This is a genomic window from Acuticoccus sp. MNP-M23 (genome assembly GCF_031195445.1).
Classification (GTDB): domain Bacteria; phylum Pseudomonadota; class Alphaproteobacteria; order Rhizobiales; family Amorphaceae; genus Acuticoccus.
This window is the reverse complement of record NZ_CP133480.1, coordinates 4,926,814-4,945,000: the sequence shown is the minus strand read 5'-3', so window position 1 is coordinate 4,945,000 and position 18,187 is coordinate 4,926,814. Positions and strand designations below refer to the sequence as shown.

Annotated in this window: 16 protein-coding genes; 10 read left to right on the top strand and 6 right to left on the bottom strand. The window is 66.0% G+C overall.

The window, feature by feature from the left end; genetic code table 11:
• The gene (locus tag RDV64_RS22690) at positions 1-1,890 is read left to right on the top strand and encodes a M23 family metallopeptidase (protein WP_309197246.1); all 1,890 of its coding nucleotides are present in this window, start codon (positions 1-3) and stop codon (positions 1,888-1,890) included.
• A gap of 62 nt (positions 1,891-1,952) precedes the next feature.
• Here the strand turns inward: RDV64_RS22690 and RDV64_RS22685 are convergent, their stop codons facing one another.
• From RDV64_RS22685 to RDV64_RS22670, 4 genes are all read right to left on the bottom strand, one after another.
• Positions 1,953-3,236: a TRAP transporter large permease gene (locus RDV64_RS22685; RefSeq protein WP_309197245.1), complete on the bottom strand. Its 1,284-nt coding sequence runs from the start codon at positions 3,234-3,236 to the stop codon at positions 1,953-1,955.
• Complete coding sequence (locus tag RDV64_RS22680) at positions 3,233-3,787, bottom strand: TRAP transporter small permease (RefSeq protein WP_309197244.1); 555 nt, start codon at positions 3,785-3,787, stop codon at positions 3,233-3,235. Before RDV64_RS22680 ends, RDV64_RS22685 begins: the two co-directional genes overlap by 4 nt.
• A gap of 69 nt (positions 3,788-3,856) precedes the next feature.
• The gene (locus tag RDV64_RS22675) at positions 3,857-4,837 is read right to left on the bottom strand and encodes a TRAP transporter substrate-binding protein (RefSeq protein WP_309197243.1); all 981 of its coding nucleotides are present in this window, start codon (positions 4,835-4,837) and stop codon (positions 3,857-3,859) included.
• 71 nt (positions 4,838-4,908) lie between these two features.
• Positions 4,909-5,970 (bottom strand): 4-hydroxythreonine-4-phosphate dehydrogenase PdxA, encoded by a 1,062-nt coding sequence (locus RDV64_RS22670; RefSeq protein ID WP_309197242.1) that lies wholly within the window; start codon positions 5,968-5,970, stop codon positions 4,909-4,911.
• A 287-nt stretch (positions 5,971-6,257) separates the two neighbouring features.
• On the opposite strand from RDV64_RS22670, the gene RDV64_RS22665 reads away from it, so the two are divergent.
• Together RDV64_RS22665 and RDV64_RS22660 are read left to right on the top strand one after the other, a co-directional pair.
• Positions 6,258-6,917, top strand: coding sequence for a GntR family transcriptional regulator (locus tag RDV64_RS22665; RefSeq protein WP_309197241.1), 660 nt, complete (start codon positions 6,258-6,260; stop codon positions 6,915-6,917).
• 92 nt (positions 6,918-7,009) lie between these two features.
• Positions 7,010-7,873: a sulfotransferase gene (locus RDV64_RS22660; protein WP_309197240.1), complete on the top strand. Its 864-nt coding sequence runs from the start codon at positions 7,010-7,012 to the stop codon at positions 7,871-7,873.
• Between the two features lie 9 nt (positions 7,874-7,882).
• Here the strand turns inward: RDV64_RS22660 and RDV64_RS22655 are convergent, their stop codons facing one another.
• Positions 7,883-8,293, bottom strand: a complete 411-nt coding sequence (locus RDV64_RS22655; protein ID WP_309197239.1) for a hypothetical protein — start codon at positions 8,291-8,293, stop codon at positions 7,883-7,885.
• Between the two features lie 108 nt (positions 8,294-8,401).
• Here RDV64_RS22655 and RDV64_RS22650 point away from each other — a divergent pair, with 108 nt between their 5' ends.
• The 6 genes from RDV64_RS22650 (at position 8,402) to RDV64_RS22625 (ending at position 16,534) form a co-directional block, all read left to right on the top strand.
• Positions 8,402-10,519 carry a protein-disulfide reductase DsbD domain-containing protein gene (locus tag RDV64_RS22650; RefSeq protein WP_309197238.1) on the top strand — a complete coding sequence of 706 codons (2,118 nt, stop codon included), beginning with the start codon at positions 8,402-8,404 and terminating at the stop codon, positions 10,517-10,519.
• 9 nt (positions 10,520-10,528) lie between these two features.
• Positions 10,529-11,722 carry an ABC transporter substrate-binding protein gene (locus RDV64_RS22645; RefSeq protein ID WP_309197237.1) on the top strand — a complete coding sequence of 398 codons (1,194 nt, stop codon included), beginning with the start codon at positions 10,529-10,531 and terminating at the stop codon, positions 11,720-11,722.
• Positions 11,719-12,453 (top strand): endonuclease III, encoded by a 735-nt coding sequence (gene nth / locus RDV64_RS22640; RefSeq protein ID WP_309197236.1) that lies wholly within the window; start codon positions 11,719-11,721, stop codon positions 12,451-12,453. Before RDV64_RS22645 ends, nth begins: the two co-directional genes overlap by 4 nt.
• Positions 12,454-12,541: 88 nt before the next feature.
• Entirely contained in the window at positions 12,542-13,267 is a 726-nt protein-coding gene (otsB, locus tag RDV64_RS22635) for a trehalose-phosphatase (protein WP_309197235.1), read from the top strand.
• Positions 13,268-13,304: 37 nt separating this feature from the next.
• A complete protein-coding gene (locus tag RDV64_RS22630; RefSeq protein WP_309197234.1) occupies positions 13,305-15,083 on the top strand; it encodes a glycoside hydrolase family 15 protein in 1,779 nt (592 codons plus the stop codon).
• Positions 15,084-15,127: 44 nt separating this feature from the next.
• Positions 15,128-16,534 carry a trehalose-6-phosphate synthase gene (locus RDV64_RS22625; RefSeq protein ID WP_309197233.1) on the top strand — a complete coding sequence of 469 codons (1,407 nt, stop codon included), beginning with the start codon at positions 15,128-15,130 and terminating at the stop codon, positions 16,532-16,534.
• Positions 16,535-16,546: 12 nt separating this feature from the next.
• Here RDV64_RS22625 and RDV64_RS22620 read toward each other — a convergent pair whose 3' ends face one another.
• Positions 16,547-17,434, bottom strand: a complete 888-nt coding sequence (locus RDV64_RS22620; RefSeq protein WP_309197232.1) for a LysR family transcriptional regulator — start codon at positions 17,432-17,434, stop codon at positions 16,547-16,549.
• Between the two features lie 92 nt (positions 17,435-17,526).
• Here RDV64_RS22620 and RDV64_RS22615 point away from each other — a divergent pair, with 92 nt between their 5' ends.
• The gene (locus RDV64_RS22615; RefSeq protein WP_375143783.1) at positions 17,527-18,174 is read left to right on the top strand and encodes an NADPH-dependent F420 reductase; all 648 of its coding nucleotides are present in this window, start codon (positions 17,527-17,529) and stop codon (positions 18,172-18,174) included.
• The last annotated feature ends 13 nt before the right edge of the window (positions 18,175-18,187 follow it).

Sequence of the window (18,187 nt, the reverse complement as noted above, 5' to 3'; positions counted from 1 at the left end):
ATGCGTTCATGGGACCAGCACCGCCGCGCCAAGCCGGTCGAGCTCGGGGATGAGGCGCCCCTCATCGTCGGGGACGCCGACCCGTCGCGCTATACGCGCCGCGGCGTCAGCATCCGCTGGCTGGTGGGGGCGGTCACGACGGCCGTGACCTCCGTTGCGCTGATGGGCGGCGCGCTCGTTGCTGCACTCGACGGCCGTTATGTGGTCAACGCGGAAGCCGCCGTGCTTTCGCGCGAGGTGGTGGACGCGCCGCGCGCCCAGAAGGGCGACCGTGTCACGCCCGTCTATGAGGAAGTCTCCTCCCGCCGCATGATCGAAATCAGCACCATCGTCCGGCAGGGCGAGCAGGATCTCATCCAGAAGCGGCCCTATGCCGTGATCAATGCATCGCTGGTTCTGGACAAGAAGGAGATCGGCGACGTGCCGGCCTTCGATGCGCGCAAGCTGCAACAGCGGGACGACACCTCCGAGGAAGGCGCGACGGACGCCATCTACGACAAGGCGGTCGACGGCGAGATCACCGTCAGCGTCTCGTCCTTCCCGCTCGAGCAGCCGGTCGTGTTCGACGATGCGGTCACCCTCGACGAGGATGAGATCGAGCGTCAGCTGCGCGATGAGCAATATATCGACAACATGCCGATGCAGATGCCGCTTGGCGATGCGGCCGGCTTCATCGACGACACGTCCGGCACGCCGGCCAACGTGACGATCGTGCCGGAGAATGTGTCCGAGCTGGTCAAGCGCAATGAGGACGATGAGACCGCCGGGTCTGGCGACGAGTTCATCGAGCTGGTCCAGCCGGGCGATACGTTGCAGAAGATCCTTCTGGGCAGCGGCGTCGGGGAAGCTGACGTCGATGCCATCAACGACATCCTTTCCAGGCTCGGTGTCGCCAAGCTGCGAGCCGGGCAGACGCTGCGCATCGCCTTCCGGCTGGAAGAGACCGACGAGGGCGCCGCGCGCCGACCCAGCCGCTTCTCCATCTACAAGGACAGCCGCCACGTCGCGACAGTGGCGATGACCGACACCGGCGAGTTCGTTCTGGGTGAAGCGCCTCCGGGGCCGGCACCCAAGGTGGAGGACGCGCAGGTCGCGACCTCCAAGAGCAACACGCCCTCGGTGTACAAGAGCCTCTACCAGACCGCAGTGAACCACGAGCTGCCCGAGAGCGTACGCGATACGCTGCTCGCCACCTTCTCGCTCGACCTCGACTTCAACAGCCAGGTCCGCCCGGGCGACAAGTTGACGGTGATCCACTCCCAGAAGGGCGGCGACTCCGAAGAGATCCTTTATGCCGCGCTGACGGCCGGGAGCGTGGAGCGGCGGTTTTACCGGTTCAAGGCGCCGGACGGGACGGTCGACTTCTACGATGAGGACGGACGCACCGGCGACAAGTTCCTGATGCGCAAGCCCATGTCCCGCGGCGTCTTCCGCTCGGGGTTCGGGCAGCGCCGCCACCCGATCCTGCGCCGCACGCGGATGCACAACGGCGTCGACTATGCCGCCCCCCGTGGCACGCCCATCTACGCGGCAGGTGACGGTGTGGTGAAGCAGGCGGGCTGGAAGGCCGGGTATGGCCGCTGGGTCTCCATCCGCCACGCCAATGGCTACGAGACCGGCTATGCGCACCAGTCACGCATCGCAAAGGGCATCAAGCCCGGCGTTACGGTCAAGCAGGGGCAGGTGATCGGCTATGTCGGGACCACCGGCCTCTCCACCGGGCCGCACCTCCACTTCGAGGTGAAGGTGAACGGGCGCCATGTGAACCCGCTGAAGATCCGCCTGCGCCGCGGGCGGGAACTGTCCGGCGCACAGCTTGCCACCTTCCAGGCGGAGCGGGAGCGGATCGACAACATCCTCAGCGAGGAATTCCCCGTCGCGAGCCGGTAGAATTCACGGGCCTGTCGCGGCGGCCATCTGCGGCCGCGACAGCGTGCCGGCGCGGGACCGGGTCAGCGGTAAAAGGCGTCCACCAGCCCCAGCGAGACGAACGGCACATAGGTCACCAGCATCAAAATGGTGAACAGGAGGATGATGAACGGCACGTTGGTGCGCGTCGTACCCCAGATGTCCGTCCGGGCGATGGAGCAGGCCGTCACCAGAACGCTGGCCACCGGCGGCGTCTGCTGGCCGATGGCGATGTTCAGCGTCAGGATGATGCCGAACTGCACCGGATCGATGCCGATCTGGTGAACCAGCGGCAAAACGATGGGCGTCACCAGGATGATGGCAGCCGCCCCGTGCAGGATCATCCCGAGGAAGAGCAGAAGCACGTTGAGCAGCATCAGGACGAGGATCTTGTTTTCCGTCAGCGAGACGATGGCCCGTGCAAAACGCTGCGGCGCTTCGGATTCGGTGAGGTACAGGCCGAGGACCGCCGACGTGGCGACCAGAAGCATCACCACCGCCGTCTGCGTCACGCCCTCGATGAGCGCGGTGTAGAGTTCGGTGAGCTTCACCTCGCGGTAGACGAGACCGCCGATGACCAGAGCTGCCACCACCGCAAGCCCGGCGCCTTCCGTGGCGGTGACGATCCCGCCGAAGATGCCGCCCAGAATGATGACCGGGAGGAGCAGGGCAGGCCCGGCCGCAACGAACGCCTTCCACAGGCGGCACAGCGAGAACGCCTCCTCGCGCGGCAGGTCGTAGCGCACGGCGAAATAGTAGCAGAGCCCCATCATCGAGAAACCGCCGATCAGCCCCGGCACCACGCCGGCAATGAAGAGCTGCGTGATGGAGGTGTCGGCCAGCGCGCCATAAAGGATCATCGGGATCGACGGCGGAATGATGATCGCCAGCGAGGCCGAGGACGACGTGACGGCGGCGGCAAAGCGCGGCTTGTAGCCCTTGCGCTTCATGGAGGGGATCAGCACCGAGCCGATGGCCGCGACGTCCGCGACCGCAGATCCGGAGATCTCGGCAAAGAACAGCGAAACGCCCACGTTCACCATGGAGAGCCCGCCGCGCACGAAGCCGATGAGCGCAGAGGTGAAGTCGATCAGCCGGCGTGAGATGCCGCCGGTGTTCATCAGTGCGCCCGCCAGAATGAACAGCGGGATGGCAATGAGCGGGAACGACGTTGCGCCGTCGAACACGGACAGCGCCGCATCGTAAAGGCCGGGCACGCCCTTGGAGATCACCACGCCCACCAGCGCCACGGCCAGAATGGCCACCGCAATGGGCAGATTGATGGCAATCAGCAGAAGAAGAAGAACAAGAATACCGATCGTGATCACGCGCGGGCCTCCGGCGTTTCAGCCTCATGGCGGGCGGCTCTGGCGAGTTCCTCGGCAATTTCCTCATCCTCCGAGGAAACACCGGCGCGCATCGTGGCCCAGGCCGCAGGGGCCGACAGAAGCGTTGCGATAATGAAGAGTGCGGCGCCGATCGGCACCACCGACTGGGTGACCGAAAGCGGCACGTCCAGCGAGATCAGCGTGTCCGTGCCCATCACCTGCAGGATGAACCAGCCGCCATAGCCAATGGCCGAAAACACCGCGATGACGATGATGTCGCCCAGCACGAACAGCGCGAAGCGGCCCCGGACCGGGAGGGCGAGAAGGAGACCCGGAAAGCCGAGGTGCCTGCGACGCAGGGCGGCCAGGGCTGCGCCATAAAAGGTCAGCCAGGCCAGCATGATCGACGCCACCTCGTCATACCAGACGAACGACGAGTTGAAGACGTAACGCGCCACGACGGCGGCAAGGACCACCACCGCGAGGGTGACGAGAAGCGTTATGGTTAAAGCCTCGAGGATGCGTTGCAGCACCTTGGCGACGGCGGACATGGAAGGCTCCGGCTGAAGGGACTTTGGATCCGGGCCGCCACCTCAAGGCGGCGGCCCGGCGAGGGTGTGCTAGCTGCCGTTTGCAAGGCCGATGGCGCGGTCGATCATGTCCTGACCACCGTCGACCTCTTCGGCGAATGCGGCGTAGACCGGCTTGGAAGCCTCCACGAACGCCGCGCGGTCGGCGACGTTGAATTCCATGCCGCCGTCGACCAGCTCCTTTTCGAGCGCCTCGTCGTCCGCTGCACCCTGCTCACGGGCCCAGGCTTCCATCTCGCGGGCGGTCTGTTCCAGAACGTCGCGGATCTCGGGGTCCATGTTGTCGTAGGTGCGCTTGCCCATGGTGGGATAGGCCGGGGAATAGACGTGCCCGGTCTTGGACAGGTATTTCTGCACCTCGTTGAGCTTGGCTGCCTCGATGTTGGTGTAGGGGTTTTCCTGCCCGTCGATCACGCCGGTCTGCAGCGCGGTGAAGACCTCGGAAAATGCCATCGGCGTGGGGTTCGCGCCGTATTCCTCGAACATCTTCACCCGCCAGGTGGATTTGGGGGTGCGGATCTTGATGCCTTCAAGGTCGGCCGGCGTGTTGATCGGCCGCTCGTTGTTGGAGATGTGGCGCACGCCATTTTCCCACACGGCCAGAACCTTGTAGCCGTTGCCTTCCACCGTGGGTGCAATGTCGGGCCAGAAGATTTCAGCCTCGATGCGGCCCATATGGTCGCGGTCGGCCACGAGGAACGGCATGTCGAACAGCGCGAACTGGTCCGAGATCGATGACATGATCGAAGACGGCAGGGAGATCTGCAAGGTGCCGAGCTTCAGCTTCTGCAGCATCTCCTGATCCTTGCCGAGCTGCGAGGAGTCGAAGAGCTTGACGACGGCCTTGTCGCCCAGCTTCTCGTTGGCGCGCTTGGTGAACTCTGCGGCGGTGCGCTGCTGCAGCGAGCCGGTCGCGGCCGAGATGCCGAAGACGATCTCTTCCTGTGCGGCGACCTGGGTGGCGAACGCGGCAGCGGCGACGCCGGCGAGAAGCGTTGTCCAGAGCTTCATGGGGTATCCTCCGTTGGGTCAGTTTGGCCCGGTCTTAGGTGCCGGGTTGTCTGGTTGAACTCAGGGTGGTGTCAGGCCGCGTCCCGTGCGCTGGCGGCAAGGGCGCGGACGTTTGCAAGCCGGTCTGCGGCTTCAGCGAACCCGTCCGGGTTCGAGCGGCGCGACAGGCGGGAGGCCAGTTGCAGCGCCTTGATGGTGGCGCCGGGGTTGGCCTCGCCGCTGCCGGCAATGTCGTAGGCGGTTCCGTGGGCCGGGGTCGCGATCCAGAACGGGTAGCCGCCAATCAGCGTCACCCCGCGGTCGAACCCGATCAGCTTCATCGCGATCTGGCCCTGGTCGTGATACATGGTCAGCACCGCATCGAATTCGCCTTTCAGCGCACGGACATAGACCGTGTCGGACGGGATCGGCCCATCCACCCGAAACTGCTTTTCCGCGGCCTTTTTCACCGCGGGGGCGATGATGTTGTCATCCTCGGTGCCGAAGTTGCCGCCGTCGCCGGCATGGGGGTTGAGGCCCGCAACGCCGATCTTCGGGTTGGCGATGCCGGCGCCCTCCATCGTCTGGTGGGTGAGGGTGATGGCGCGCAGCAGCCGCTCTTCGGTGATCAGCCCGGCGACTTCGCTGAGCGGCACGTGGGAGGTGACGCGCGCGTTCCACACCTCGTCCAGCACATTGAATTCGGAGCCGCTGACGTCGGTGCCGATGGCGCGCTTGATGAAGCCGATCTCGTCCACGTAGGACGGATCGCCAAGGCGCATCGCGTGCTTGTTGAACGGGGTGAAGCACACCGCATCGGCGGCGCCGTCTGCTGCAAGGCGCAGCGCAAGGTCGAAGTTGGCAAGGGCCACCGATCCGCCCGCCATGCTGGACGTTCCGGTCTCGATGGCGTCCATTTCGGCGTGCGCAAGGTCGAGAAAGGCGGCGCGGTCGAAGTGTGCGGGGTCGAAGTCCGGCAGTTCCAGCGCGGTGCCGGCCTGTTCCTCGCCCAACTGCCACATCCGCCGGTCGCCGATCACCAGCCAGTCCGCGCCCTCGAAGGTTTCTTCATCGCTGAGTGCCTTGATGGCGAGCTCGTTGCCGATGCCCGACGGGTCGCCAAGCGCGAGTGCGATCAGGGGGCGGTCAGACATCAGAACAGTTCCTTGTGCGTGGCCCGGCGCGGGCAAGTTTCGAGCGTCCCGGCAATGGCCGGGCAAAAGGGGGATCGGCGGAAGGAGGCAGTGGCGGACGCGGCGCGCGCTCCAGGCGCATCAAGCGCCATCGCGCAGCCTTGCGACCGCACATTTCCTCCCGTGATCGAATGCGGCATCTTGCGTGCCGTCGGATGGCCCTGAAGGCCTGTATACAGTATGCAGCTCTGTGGCGCCTCTGCAAGAGCGTGTGCGAAACTGTGGAGCGAAACATCTTGGACGGCGACATGACCACTGCGCAGAACAGACCGATCCGGCGCAGAACCTTGCACGAAGAGGTCGTGACGCGGCTGCGTGACATGATCATCGACGGCACCCTGGAGACCGGGAGCCGGGTGAACGAAAGCGAGCTTGGCCCTGTGCTCGGGGTGTCGCGCACGCCCTTGCGCGAGGCTCTCCGCACGCTTGCCAGCGAAGGCTTGATCGAGCTGGTGCCCGCCAAGGGGGCTGTCGTGCGCCGCTTCGGCGTCGAGGAAGTGGCCGGGATGCTGGAGGCGCTGAAGGCGCTGGAAGGTTTTTGCGCGCGCGTCGGCGTTGGCCGGTGTACCGACGCGGAGATTGACGCTGTCCTCGCCCTCCACGCCGACATGGTCGTGCGCTACGAGGCGCGCGAGCGGCTGGCCTATTACAAGCTCAACCAGTCGATCCACTCGGCCATCGTGGCACTGTCGCAAAATGCCAGCCTCTGCGAGATGCACGGCCTCCTTCAGGGCCGGCTCAAGCGGATCCGCTATCTTGGCAACCACGGGCCGGACAAGTGGGCCGAAGCCATGGCCGAGCACGTCGAGATGGCCGAGGCGCTTGCCCGCCGCGACGGAGAGGCGCTTGCCAAAGTGCTGGAACTCCACATGGAAAATACGCTTGAGCGCGTTCGCGCTGTCCTCTGACCCGATGGGGCGCGCGCCTATCCTTTCGCGCACGGTCAAGGCTCCGCTCCGGCGTTAATTATCTTCGTGTCGGTTGGGCAGGAGGTAGAGCCATGGGTGCAGGACCTGATTTCATCGTCACGGGGCCTGCAATGGCGGGAAGTCGTCTTCTGTCGTCGTGGCTGGCAGCGCACCCGCGCATCAGCCTCCCGGTGGAGACAGGGCCTTGCGCTCTCGCGCCGCCATCGGCCGAAGCGCCCGCCGCCGGCTTCCGGATGCTGGGCGAAAACTCGCGGGAATTGTTGCAGACGCCGGAAGCTGCATCCGCCATCGCAGCAGTGCGGCCGGACTGCCGTATCGTTCTGGTGCTTCGCGAGCCTGTGGCCCGCGCCTTCGCCCATTTCCGGCACCAGTTCCACATGGGGCTGGAAACCACGCACGACTTTGCCGCGGCACTGGCGCAGGAGGAATTGCGCCGGGCCAAGGGGTGGTCGCCGCTCCACCTTTACCGCGCCGGCAGCACCTATCTGGACGGGGTCAGGCGGTTTCGGCTGAATTTCGGGCCGGACCGGCTGTTGGTGATCCTGCACGAGGAGATCGAGACAAGCCCGGCCGCCACCTTCGAGAAGCTGTGCTTCTTTCTGGGTCTTTGGCCCGATGAGGTGGCGGCCAACGATGCCTGGCCGCCATCCGCTGCGGGCAGCGCCGGTGTTGCAGTCGGCGCTGTGTGCAAGGGCGCGCCCGAACCGGCGTGCGCACCAGTCGCCCAGCCGCTGCATCAGCGCGCCTGGGCCCGGTTTGCCCGGACCGTGCTGCCGGCGCGAGAGCCAGATCTCTGCCCCGGGGTAGCGGCAGCACTTGCCCGCAGTTTTGCGCCGCAGGTGGACGCCATCGAAGCGGAACTCGGCCTCTCGCTCGATCCGTGGCGCACCGCTCAGCCGGCCGTCGGCGGCGCCGCCAGTGCGGCGGGCGTCTAGGCGCGCATCTCAGCCGGCCCAGGCGGCCGGGGTTGGCAGAACGCCGATCAGCGCAAAGAACGTCCAGCCGAAGAGCAGGAACGCGAACAGGGCGTGGAAGATCAGCGTCAGTGTCGTCTGCACCGGCAGCATCATGGACCGGGTGATGTGCGGTAGCGCCAGCGCGGTCCCTGTGGACTGAATGGCGCGGTGCAGCCCGAACGCCTCGGCAACGCCGAAAGCCGACAGGGCGGCAAAACCTGTGGACACCATGGCCGGCGGAATGAGCAGCAACGCCGACGCAGGGCCGGAAACGGCAGTCGCGGCGAAAAAAAACACCCCGAGCATCAGTCCATAGCCAAGGTTCGCAAACACGGTGAGGGCGATATAGAAGCGAAACGTACGCGTCAGCTCCTGATGGACGGTGAATTCCTGGCTCATGGGACAACACTCCGGTCAGCCGTCGCGCAATCGTGACAGGGGGGTGGCTTGGCGCGGCGGGCATCCTCACTCTAAGTCAGCGGCATGAAAATGGGATGGATGATTTTGATGCTGCGCCATCTTGCCGGTCTGACTGCGGCTCTGGTCCTTGGCGCGCTTCCGGCTCTGGCTGCGCCAGCAGAGATGGCCGCGGACCATGTGGCGGCCGAGCTTGTGGTGCGCAACGCGGTGACCGCACCCGGCGAAAGCACCGATATTGCGGTTCGCCATGCGCTGGCTGACGGCTGGCACACCTATTGGCTCAACCCCGGCGATTCGGGCGAGCCGCCGATGATCGACTTCACGCTTTCCAGCGGCACCACGGCCGGCCCGGTGCTTTTTCCCGTGCCCGAGCGGCTGCCCTATCCGCCCTTGATGAATTTCGGCTACAGCGGCGAATTCACGCTCCTCACCTCAGTGCCGGTTCCGGCGGACTGGCCGGCGGGCGAACCCTACCGGGTGCCGGTCCGGATCGACTGGCTGGTGTGCGAAAAGATCTGCATCCCCGAAAGTGGCACGGCCGAGCTGACCATTCCCACGGGGCCGGTGTCGCAAGCCGATTCGGGCGTCGCGTTCACCTTCGTTCAGGCCGAGTGGGCCTTGCCGGCCCAGAGCGACATGGACGCTGCCTACTCGCGCGCGGACGGGACCATCTACCTCACGGTTCCGTCCGGCGAGGGGGAAGGTGCGGTCTTCTTCCCGGAAAAGCGCGGCCTGATCGACAATGCTGCCGAACAGACCAGCGTGGACGCATCGGACGGCGAGGGGTTCACCCTTGCCGTTGCGGCAGGGCGAGGTCGGCTCGACGGCACCTTGCGCGGCGTTCTGAAAACCGATGCGGGCGCCTGGTGGATCAGTGCTTCGGGCAAGGCCGATCCGGCGCCGGTTGCAGCCGTGGCGGTTGCGGGCGCGGCATCCGCACCCGGCGGGTCCGGCGGCGGCACGCTCGCGGCGTTGGATGACGCGGCGCCGCGGGTCGCGATCGGGCCGCTGGAGGCGCTGCTGTTCGCGTTTCTGGGCGGGCTGATCCTCAATCTCATGCCTTGTGTGTTTCCGGTGCTGGCGCTGAAGGTGTTCGGGCTGGTGGAACACGCTTCGGCGCCGTTTGCGCGGCGCGCGATGATAGGCGCTGCCTACACCAGCGGCATCCTGACGAGCTTTGCTGTCCTTGCCGGCGTCCTCCTGACCCTGAAGGGGGCGGGCGTTGCCGTCGGCTGGGGCTTTCAGCTTCAAAGCCCGGTGTTCGTCGGGTTGATTGCGGCGGCGATCTTTGCGGTGGGCCTCAACCTTTCCGGCGTATTCGAGATTGGCACCGGGTTGACCCGGCTCGGCGGGCGGGGGCCGCAGGACGGGGTGGCCGGTTCGTTCGCCACCGGCGTCCTTGCCACCATCGTGGCCACGCCGTGCACGGCGCCCTTCATGGCGGTTGCCATCGGGATGGCGCTGGGGTCGTCGGCAATGTTGGCGCTGGGCGTGTTCATGGCGATGGGCGTGGGGCTTGGGCTGCCGTTCGTGCTCCTGGCGCTGATGCCGGGGCTGTCGCGCCTCTTGCCGCGGCCGGGGGCGTGGATGGTCCGCTTCAAGCAGGCGCTGGCGTTTCCGCTTTATGCCACAGCCGCGTGGCTGGTCTGGGTGCTGGCGCAGCTCGTTGGGGTGGACGCACTGTTCGGCGCTTTCCTTGCGCTTCTGCTTGTGGCGCTGGCGGCGTGGCTTCTGGGTCTTGCGCAGCGGGGCGGGGGGCGCTCGCACCGCGTTGCCGCCGTTCTGGCCGGCATCAGCCTTGTGGCGGCCGGCGTTGCGGGCTGGCCCAGCGTTTCGGCCCGTCCGCCTGCCGTGGCGGCGACCATGGCCGGCACCACCGCCTTCACGCCGCAATCGCTGGAGGCGTTGCGCGGCAACGGCCAGCCGGTTTTTCTCAACGTCACGGCGGCATGGTGCATCACCTGCAAGGTGAACGAGCGGGTGGTGTTTGAATCTGATGCGTTCGAAACGCTGCTGGCCGACACCGGCACCACCATGATGACCGCCGACTGGACGCGCCGCGATCCCGACGTCACTGCGTTGATGGACGGGTTCGGTCGCGCTGGCGTGCCGCTCTACATCTATTATCCAGCGGCCGCTGCGCCTGAAGTGCTGCCGCAGATCCTCACAATCTCCGCGCTCCAGAGCGCATTCGCGACCAGGTAAGGCCCCGTGTTGAAGCTGAAACCCACCGCCATCGCAATCCTTGCCGCGCTGACCCTCCCGTTCGCCTCCGCGCACGCCGATCCCGTGCCGGATACCGCCAACTGGGACGCGGTCACCACGGCGGCCAGAGGGCAGACGGTGGACTGGTACGCCTGGGGCGGGGAAACCCATATCAACGACTATATCGCCTGGGTCGGCTCCGAGGTGGCAACGCGCTACGGCATCACCCTGCGCCAGGTGAAGCTCACCGACACCGCCGAAGCGGTCAGCCGCGTGCTGGCCGAAACCGTCGCCGGGCAGGATGATGGCGGCGCTGTGGATCTTATCTGGATCAACGGCGAAAATTTTGTCGCGATGAAGGAAAAAGGCCTGCTCCTCGGCGGCGAATGGGCCGAAGCGCTGCCCAACCGGCCCCTCGTTGACCTTGGCCGCTACGGCGCCGCAATCCTCACCGACTTCGGCGTGCCCGTGGAGGGACAGCAATCGCCATGGGGCCGCGCCCAGCTTGTCTTTATCTACGATACGGCGCGCACCGATCCGCCCCGCACGCTGGAGGGTCTCCTCGCCTTTGCTGCGGAAAACCCCGGCCGCTTCACCTATCCGCAGCCGCCCAACTTTGTCGGCACCAGCTTTTTGAAGCAGATCCTGCTGGACACCGTGCCTGACCCCGCCGTGCTGCGGGCGCCGGCTGGCGATGGCGCAGAAGCGCTGGTTCGCGACAACCTTTTACCAGTGCTGGAGCGGCTCCATCCCGATCTGTGGCGCTCCGCCGCCGTCTTTCCGCAGAGCGTTGCGGATCTGCGCCGTCTCTTTGCCGACGGCGAAATTGCGCTGGCGTTGACGTACAACCCGTCCGATGCCGCAGCTGCCGTGGCCGATGGCCTCTTGCCGCCGACGGCAGCCATCGGTGCGTTCGAGGGGGGGACCCTCGGCAATGTCCACTTCGTCGGCATTCCGCACAACGCCGGCGACAAGGCCGGCGCGCTGGTGATTGCCAACTTCCTCCTCTCGCCCGCCGCGCAGGCCCGCAAGGCTGATATCGCCGTGTGGGGCGATCCGTCCGTCCTCGACATTGCGGCCCTGCCGGCAGCCGAACAGGCCGCCTTTGCCAGTGCCCCGACGGTGGACGCGCCGACCCTTGCCGAGCCCCATGCCTCGTGGACGGCGATCATCGAGCGGGTGTGGGACGAGGCGTTCCTGTGAGCGTCGCCGCTGGCAAGAAGCCAGCGCCCCGGCCCGGCCGCAAGGCAGCGCCCCGCAGGCGTTCGCGCTACACCAGGGCCGAGGCCGACCTTCTGTTTGCACGCCTTGCCGATGCGTTGCCCGAGCCCAGGACCGAGCTTGAGTTCCACAATCCGTTCACGCTGCTGGTGGCGGTTGTTCTGTCCGCGCAGGCAACCGATGTGGGCGTCAACAAGGCAACGCGCGGGATGTTCGCGGTGGCCGACACGCCGCAGGCAGTCCTCGACCTTGGCGAGGACAGGGTCCGCGACCTCATCAAGACCATCGGTCTCTTCAACACCAAGGCGAAGAACGTGATGGCGTTGTCGCGTATTCTGGTGGACACGCATGGTGGTGAAGTCCCCGCCGACCGGGCCGCACTGGAGGCGTTGCCGGGCGTTGGCCGCAAGACGGCCAATGTGGTGCTGAACGAAGCGTTTGGCGAACCGACCATTGCGGTCGACACGCACATCTTCCGCATCGGCAACCGGCTCGGGCTTGCGCCGGGCAAGACGCCGGATGAGGTGGAGGCGGGCCTTGAGCGAATTGTCCCGGCGCGTTTCCTGAAAGGGGCGCACCACTGGCTCATCCTCCACGGACGGCATGTGTGCAAGGCGCGGCGGCCATTGTGCGAGGCCTGTGTTGTCTACGATCTTTGCAAGTCGGCCGAACGCCGGCCACCGGCGGTGGATGGCGCAATTTCAAAGGCCTGAGGCCTTGCCGGACGGTTGCCCGCGCGGCGTTCAGCGGGCATGGTGTCACGCATCGGCCGAACCGGCCCATGGCAATGCGGACCCTTCCATGACGCCACCAGTGCCGGAGCGCTTTGCGCTTTTCCTCGACTTCGACGGAACCCTTGTCGACATCACAGACCGTCCCGACGGCGTGCTCGTTGCCGACGGCTTGCAGTCCATCATCGAAAAGGTGGTCGACCGGGCAGATGGCGCGGTGGCCGTTGTCACCGGCCGCAAGGTGGCGGACGTCGACACGTTCCTTGCAATGCCCATCGCCGCGGCCGGCATGCACGGGCTGGAGCGCCGGCCGAAACCCGGCGCCGGCATCGACCATGCCCCGCCGCCCGAAGAGATCGCCACCCTGCGCGATCGCATCCAGGCGTGGGACGGATTGGGCGACGGCGTGTCCATGGAAGACAAGGGCGCAGGCCTTGCGATCCACTATCGCGCTGCTCCCGGCCGCGAGGACGAAGTGAAGGCGCAGATGAAGGATTGGGCCGAAGACCTCCAGACCCTGCACCTCATCCACGGCAAGATGGTGGTTGAGGCCAAGGGCAAGGGCTTCGACAAGGGCGTTGCGGTCGATGCCTTCATGGAGAACCCGCCATTTGCGGGCCGCACACCGATTTTCATCGGCGACGATACGACCGACGAAGATGGAATGCGCGCAGCGCAGGCCGCCGGCGGCTTCGGAATCAAGGTCGGCGAAGGTGAGACGTGCGCCAAGTACCGCCTGCCGGACGTGCCGTCCGTGCACGACTGGCTCAGGAATATTGCGGAGGGTTTATCTTGATGGGTGATGCGGCACTGCGGGCAGGGGGCTCGGCGCAATGAGCGACAACATGGCGCTCGGCATCATCGGCAATTGCTCGATCTCCGCGCTCGTGGATATCAAGGCCCGCATCGTGTGGTGGTGCCTGCCGCGGCCGGACGGCGACCCGGTGTTTCATTCGCTTCTCGGCAGCCGGGGGGAGTCCGAAGATGGCGCCTTCGCCGTCGAGATCGAGGATTATTCCCACTCCGAGCAGCACTACATCGAAAACACCGCAATCCTGCGGACCCGGCTGATCGCGCAGGACGGGTCGGCGGTGGAGATCGACGATTTCGCGCCGCGCTTCCTGTCGCGGGGGCGGGTCTTCCGTCCGGCGCAGATCGTGCGGCGTCTGCGCCCGGTCTCCGGCCGCCCGCGCATCCGCGTCGTGCTGCGCCCCCGGTTCGACTGGGGGGCCACCAAGCCGCAGATCACCTCCGGCTCCAACCATGTGCGCTATGTGAGCGACGGCATCACGCTGCGCCTCAACACCGATGCGCCGATCACCTACATCCGTGACGAGACGTTCTTCGTCCTCGAACGGGAGTACAATTTCTTCATCGGGCCGGACGAATCCCTGTCGGAGCGCCCCGGCAACATCGGCCGCGAATTCCAGGAAGAGACCGAATATTACTGGAAGCGCTGGTCGCTTCGCCTCGGCCTGCCGCTGGAGTGGCAGGAAGCGGTGATCCGCGCCGCCATCACGCTGAAGCTCTGCACCTTCGAGGAAACCGGCGCCATCGTGGCCGCCGTAACCACGTCCATCCCCGAAGCGCCGGGCTCCGAGCGCAACTGGGACTATCGCTACTGCTGGCTGCGCGATGCCTTCTTCGTGGTCCGGGCGCTCAACAACCTGTCCGACCTCGAGACCATGGAGAATTATCTCACCTATATCCGCGATATCATCGCGCAGACGCGGGGCGACCACGTTCAGCCGGTGTTCGGCATCGGGCTCGAAGCGGACATTGTGGAATCGATGGCCGACCTGCCGGGCTTCATGGACATGGGCCCCGTGCGCGTCGGCAACCAGGCGCACGAGCACTACCAGCACGACGTTTACGGCAACATCGTCCTCGCCGCCGCCCAGGCCTTCTTCGACAAGCGCCTCCTGCGGCAGGGCTCCATGGAGGATTTCCGGCATCTGGAGGTGATCGGCGACCGCGCCTACATGCTCCACGACAAGCCCGACGCCGGCATCTGGGAACTGCGGACGCGCGAGCGTGTCCACACCTCATCGTCCCTCATGTGCTGGGCTGCGCTGGACCGGCTTGCAAAAATTGCCAACCAGCTTGGCCTCAGCCCAAAGCACTGGCGCGCCCGTGCCGACGAGGTGCACGCCAAGATCTGCAAGGAAGCGTGGAACGAAGAGGTTGGCGCCTTTGTCGAAAGCTTCGGCGGCGAGAGCCTCGATGCCTCGCTTCTGCTGATGGCCGAAGTCGGCTTCCTCGACGTGCACGATCCCCGTTTCGTCGCGACCGTCGAGCGGATCGGCGAGCGGCTGCGCCGCGGCAACCACCTTTACCGTTACGATGCAGCGGATGATTTCGGTCGCCCCGAAGTCGCGTTCAACGTGTGCACCTTCTGGTACATCGATGCGCTGGGCCGGATGGATCGGCGTGACGAAGCCCGCGAAATCTACGAAACGATGCTGTCCTGCCGCAACCACCTCGGACTTCTCTCGGAGGACGTGGATCCGCACACGAATCAGTTGTGGGGCAACTTCCCGCAGACCTATTCGATGGTTGGCATCATTAACGGTGCTGTACGCCTGTCCCGCCGGTGGGATAAGGTAATCTGAAGAGACACGGCCGCGCCGTAGCAGATCTAGAGGCACTGGGAGTCATGAATCGCATCGTCATCGTGTCCAACCGGGTTGGGCCTCTCACGGACACCGGCCGCGCCGGCGGGCTTGCCGTCGCGCTGGTCGACGTGTTGCGCGAGCGGGGTGGCTTGTGGTTCGGCTGGTCCGGTGAGGTCTCCGAGCAGGGCACTTACGGCGCGCTGAAATTCACCGAGGAAGGCACCGTCTCCACCGCCACGATCGACGTGGCGCAGGTGGACTACGATGAATTCTACGCAGGCTTTGCCAACCGCGCGCTGTGGCCGACGCTCCACTACCGCCTCGACCTGACCGACTTCGACCGCCGCCTGGAGGAGGGCTACCGCCGCGTCAACGAGCGGTTTGCCGCCCGCCTCGTGCCGCTCCTGCGGCCCGATGACATCATCTGGGTGCAGGACTACCACTTCTTCCTTCTGGGCGAGATGCTGCGCGCCGCCGGGGTCAAAAACCCCATCGGCTTCTTCCTGCACATCCCGTTCCCGGTGCCCGAAGTGCTGACCGCGCTGCCCAACCACAAGAAGATCGTGCACGCGATGCTGTCGTACGATCTCATCGGCTTTCAGACCACCAACCACCTCGCAGCGTTCGAGCGTTACCTGTTCGAAGAGGTGGGCGGCTCGCGCGAGGACGATGGCGCGATCGCCGCCATGGATCGCCGCGTCCACGCCGCAGCCTTCCCCATTGGGATCGACGCGGAGGCTTTCTCCAAGTTCCCCGAATCCAAGGAGGGCGGCGAGAACCTTGCCCTCGTTCGCGCCGAGCTGGACGACCGCAAGCAGATCGTCGGCGTCGACCGGATCGACTATTCCAAGGGTCTGCCGGAACGCTTCACCGCGTTCGAGCGCCTGCTGGAGCTTTACCCCGAGCATAAGGGCGAGGTCTCGCTGCTCCAGATTGCGCCGCCGTCCCGCTCCGAGGTGCGCGCCTACTCGCAGATCCAGCGGTTGCTGGAAGGCCTGTCCGGCCGCATCAACGGCCGCTTCTCCGACCTTGACTGGACGCCGATCCACTTCATCACCCGCTCGTTCCCGCGCCGCTCGCTGGCCGGCATCTACCGCGGCTCGGCCGTCGGCCTCGTCACGCCGCTGCGCGACGGGATGAACCTGGTTGCGAAGGAATATATTGCCGCGCAGGACCCAGAGAATCCGGGCGTTCTGGTGCTGTCCCGCTTCGCCGGCGCGGCGGAGGAGATGAGCGAGGCGGTGATCGTGAACCCCTATTCCATCGACGAGATGGCAGAGGCGCTGCGCACCGCAATCCAGATGCCGCTGGAGGAGCGCAAGGAGCGTTTCGAGATCCTCAACGACAAGGTCATGACCAACACCGCGACCACCTGGGCCCACGCGTTCCTGGACCGCCTCCTCGAAATCCACGAGCCGCCGGAAGACATCGAGCGGCAGGCGTTCTGAGCCCGGCGCCAGTCAGCCGAACGCGGCGACCAGCGCGTCCACAAATGTGCGCACCTTGGCGGTCGGCCGCCGGTTGGCGGGCGTAAGGGCGTTCATCGGACGGGCGGGCCCTTCGTGGTGCGGCAGCACGCGCACGAGCCGTCCAGACGAGATCTCGTCCGCGAGAACCAGCTCCGGCCCCAGCACAATGCCGAACCCTTCGCGCGCTGCATGGAGGAGGGTGCCCCAGTCATTGCTGCGCAGGCGCCCGCTCACCTTCGCTTCGGTCGACGTGCCGTCCCGCGAAAACACCCAGCGGCATGGCACCGATGGCGACCAGTACGCATAGTCGAGGCAATCGTGCGCCGCGAGCTCGGACGGCGCCTGCGGCATGCCGCGCGCCTCGACGTATGCCGGCGATGCGCAGGCAATCATCTTGTAGGGCCGCAGCGGCGTTGCAATCAGCGCGGTGCCGTTGACCGCGCCAATGCGGATCAGAACGTCAAAGCCGTCTTCCATGGCATCCACGTAGCGATCGCTGAGGGTCACTTCGGTCTCCACCCCCTCGTGCCTTGCCAGATACGCAGTCATCACCGGGCCGAGACAGCGGGTGCCGAAGCTCACCGGCGCGCTGATCCGCAGGAGCCCGTGGGGACGCCGGTGCATCTCCTGGGCAATGGCGTCGGCCGCCTCGGTCTCCGCCAGAATGTGCTTGCACCGCTCGTAGTAGGCTCGCCCCACGTCGGTCAGGTTCTGGCGCCTTGTGGTGCGGTTGAGGAGTGTGGTGCCGAGCCGATCTTCCAGCCGCGCCACGTGCTTGGCGACCATCTGTGCGGAGAGGCCCGTCGCCGAGGCCGCCGATGCGAAGGAGCCGAGATCCACCGCCTTCACGAAGACGCCCATGCTGGTCAGTCGATCCATTCCCAACGCTCCGTTGTTTCTGCCCAGTGATTTGCGCCATTTATCTCTATTTCGCACGCAATCATAGTCTCTTCACACAGAGGGACACAGACATGAAAATCGGAATTCTGGGCGCAGGCTTCGTCGGCCGCATTCTCGGCGAGGCGGCCATTGCGGCGGGCCACGAGGTGATGATTGCCAACTCGCGGTCGCCTGAAACGCTCTTCAGCCTGAAGAACATCCTGGGTGCCGAGGTGGGCACTGCCGAGGATGCGGCAAAGTTCGGCGAGCTGGTGATTGCAGCGGTGCCGCTGACGGCCTGCCGCAGCCTTCCGGCGGACGCGCTCCGTGGCAAGATCGTGATCGACGCGATCAACTACTACCCCGGGAGAGATGGCGCTATTCCGGCGCTCGACACCGGCGCCGAGACCACCAGCGAGATGCTTGCGTCGGCGCTGCCCGGTGCCCGCGTGGTCAAGGCGTTCAACTCGATCATGATGATCGATTTTCACCGCGACGCCCGGAAATCGGGCGCGCCGGACCGGCGTGCAATCCCGATTGCGGGGGACGATGAGGCCGCAAAGGCGGAGGTCGCCGCGCTGATGGACGCGCTTGGTTACGACGCATACGACGCGGGGCCGCTCGCGGAAGGCTGGCGTTTCGAGCGCGATCGGCCGGCCTATTGCGCCGCTCTCGACCGCGATGCGCTGGCGAAATCGCTCGCCGCCACCACGCGCGAAAGCTGGCAGGTGGCCGCCTAGTTCGCCGCCGGGT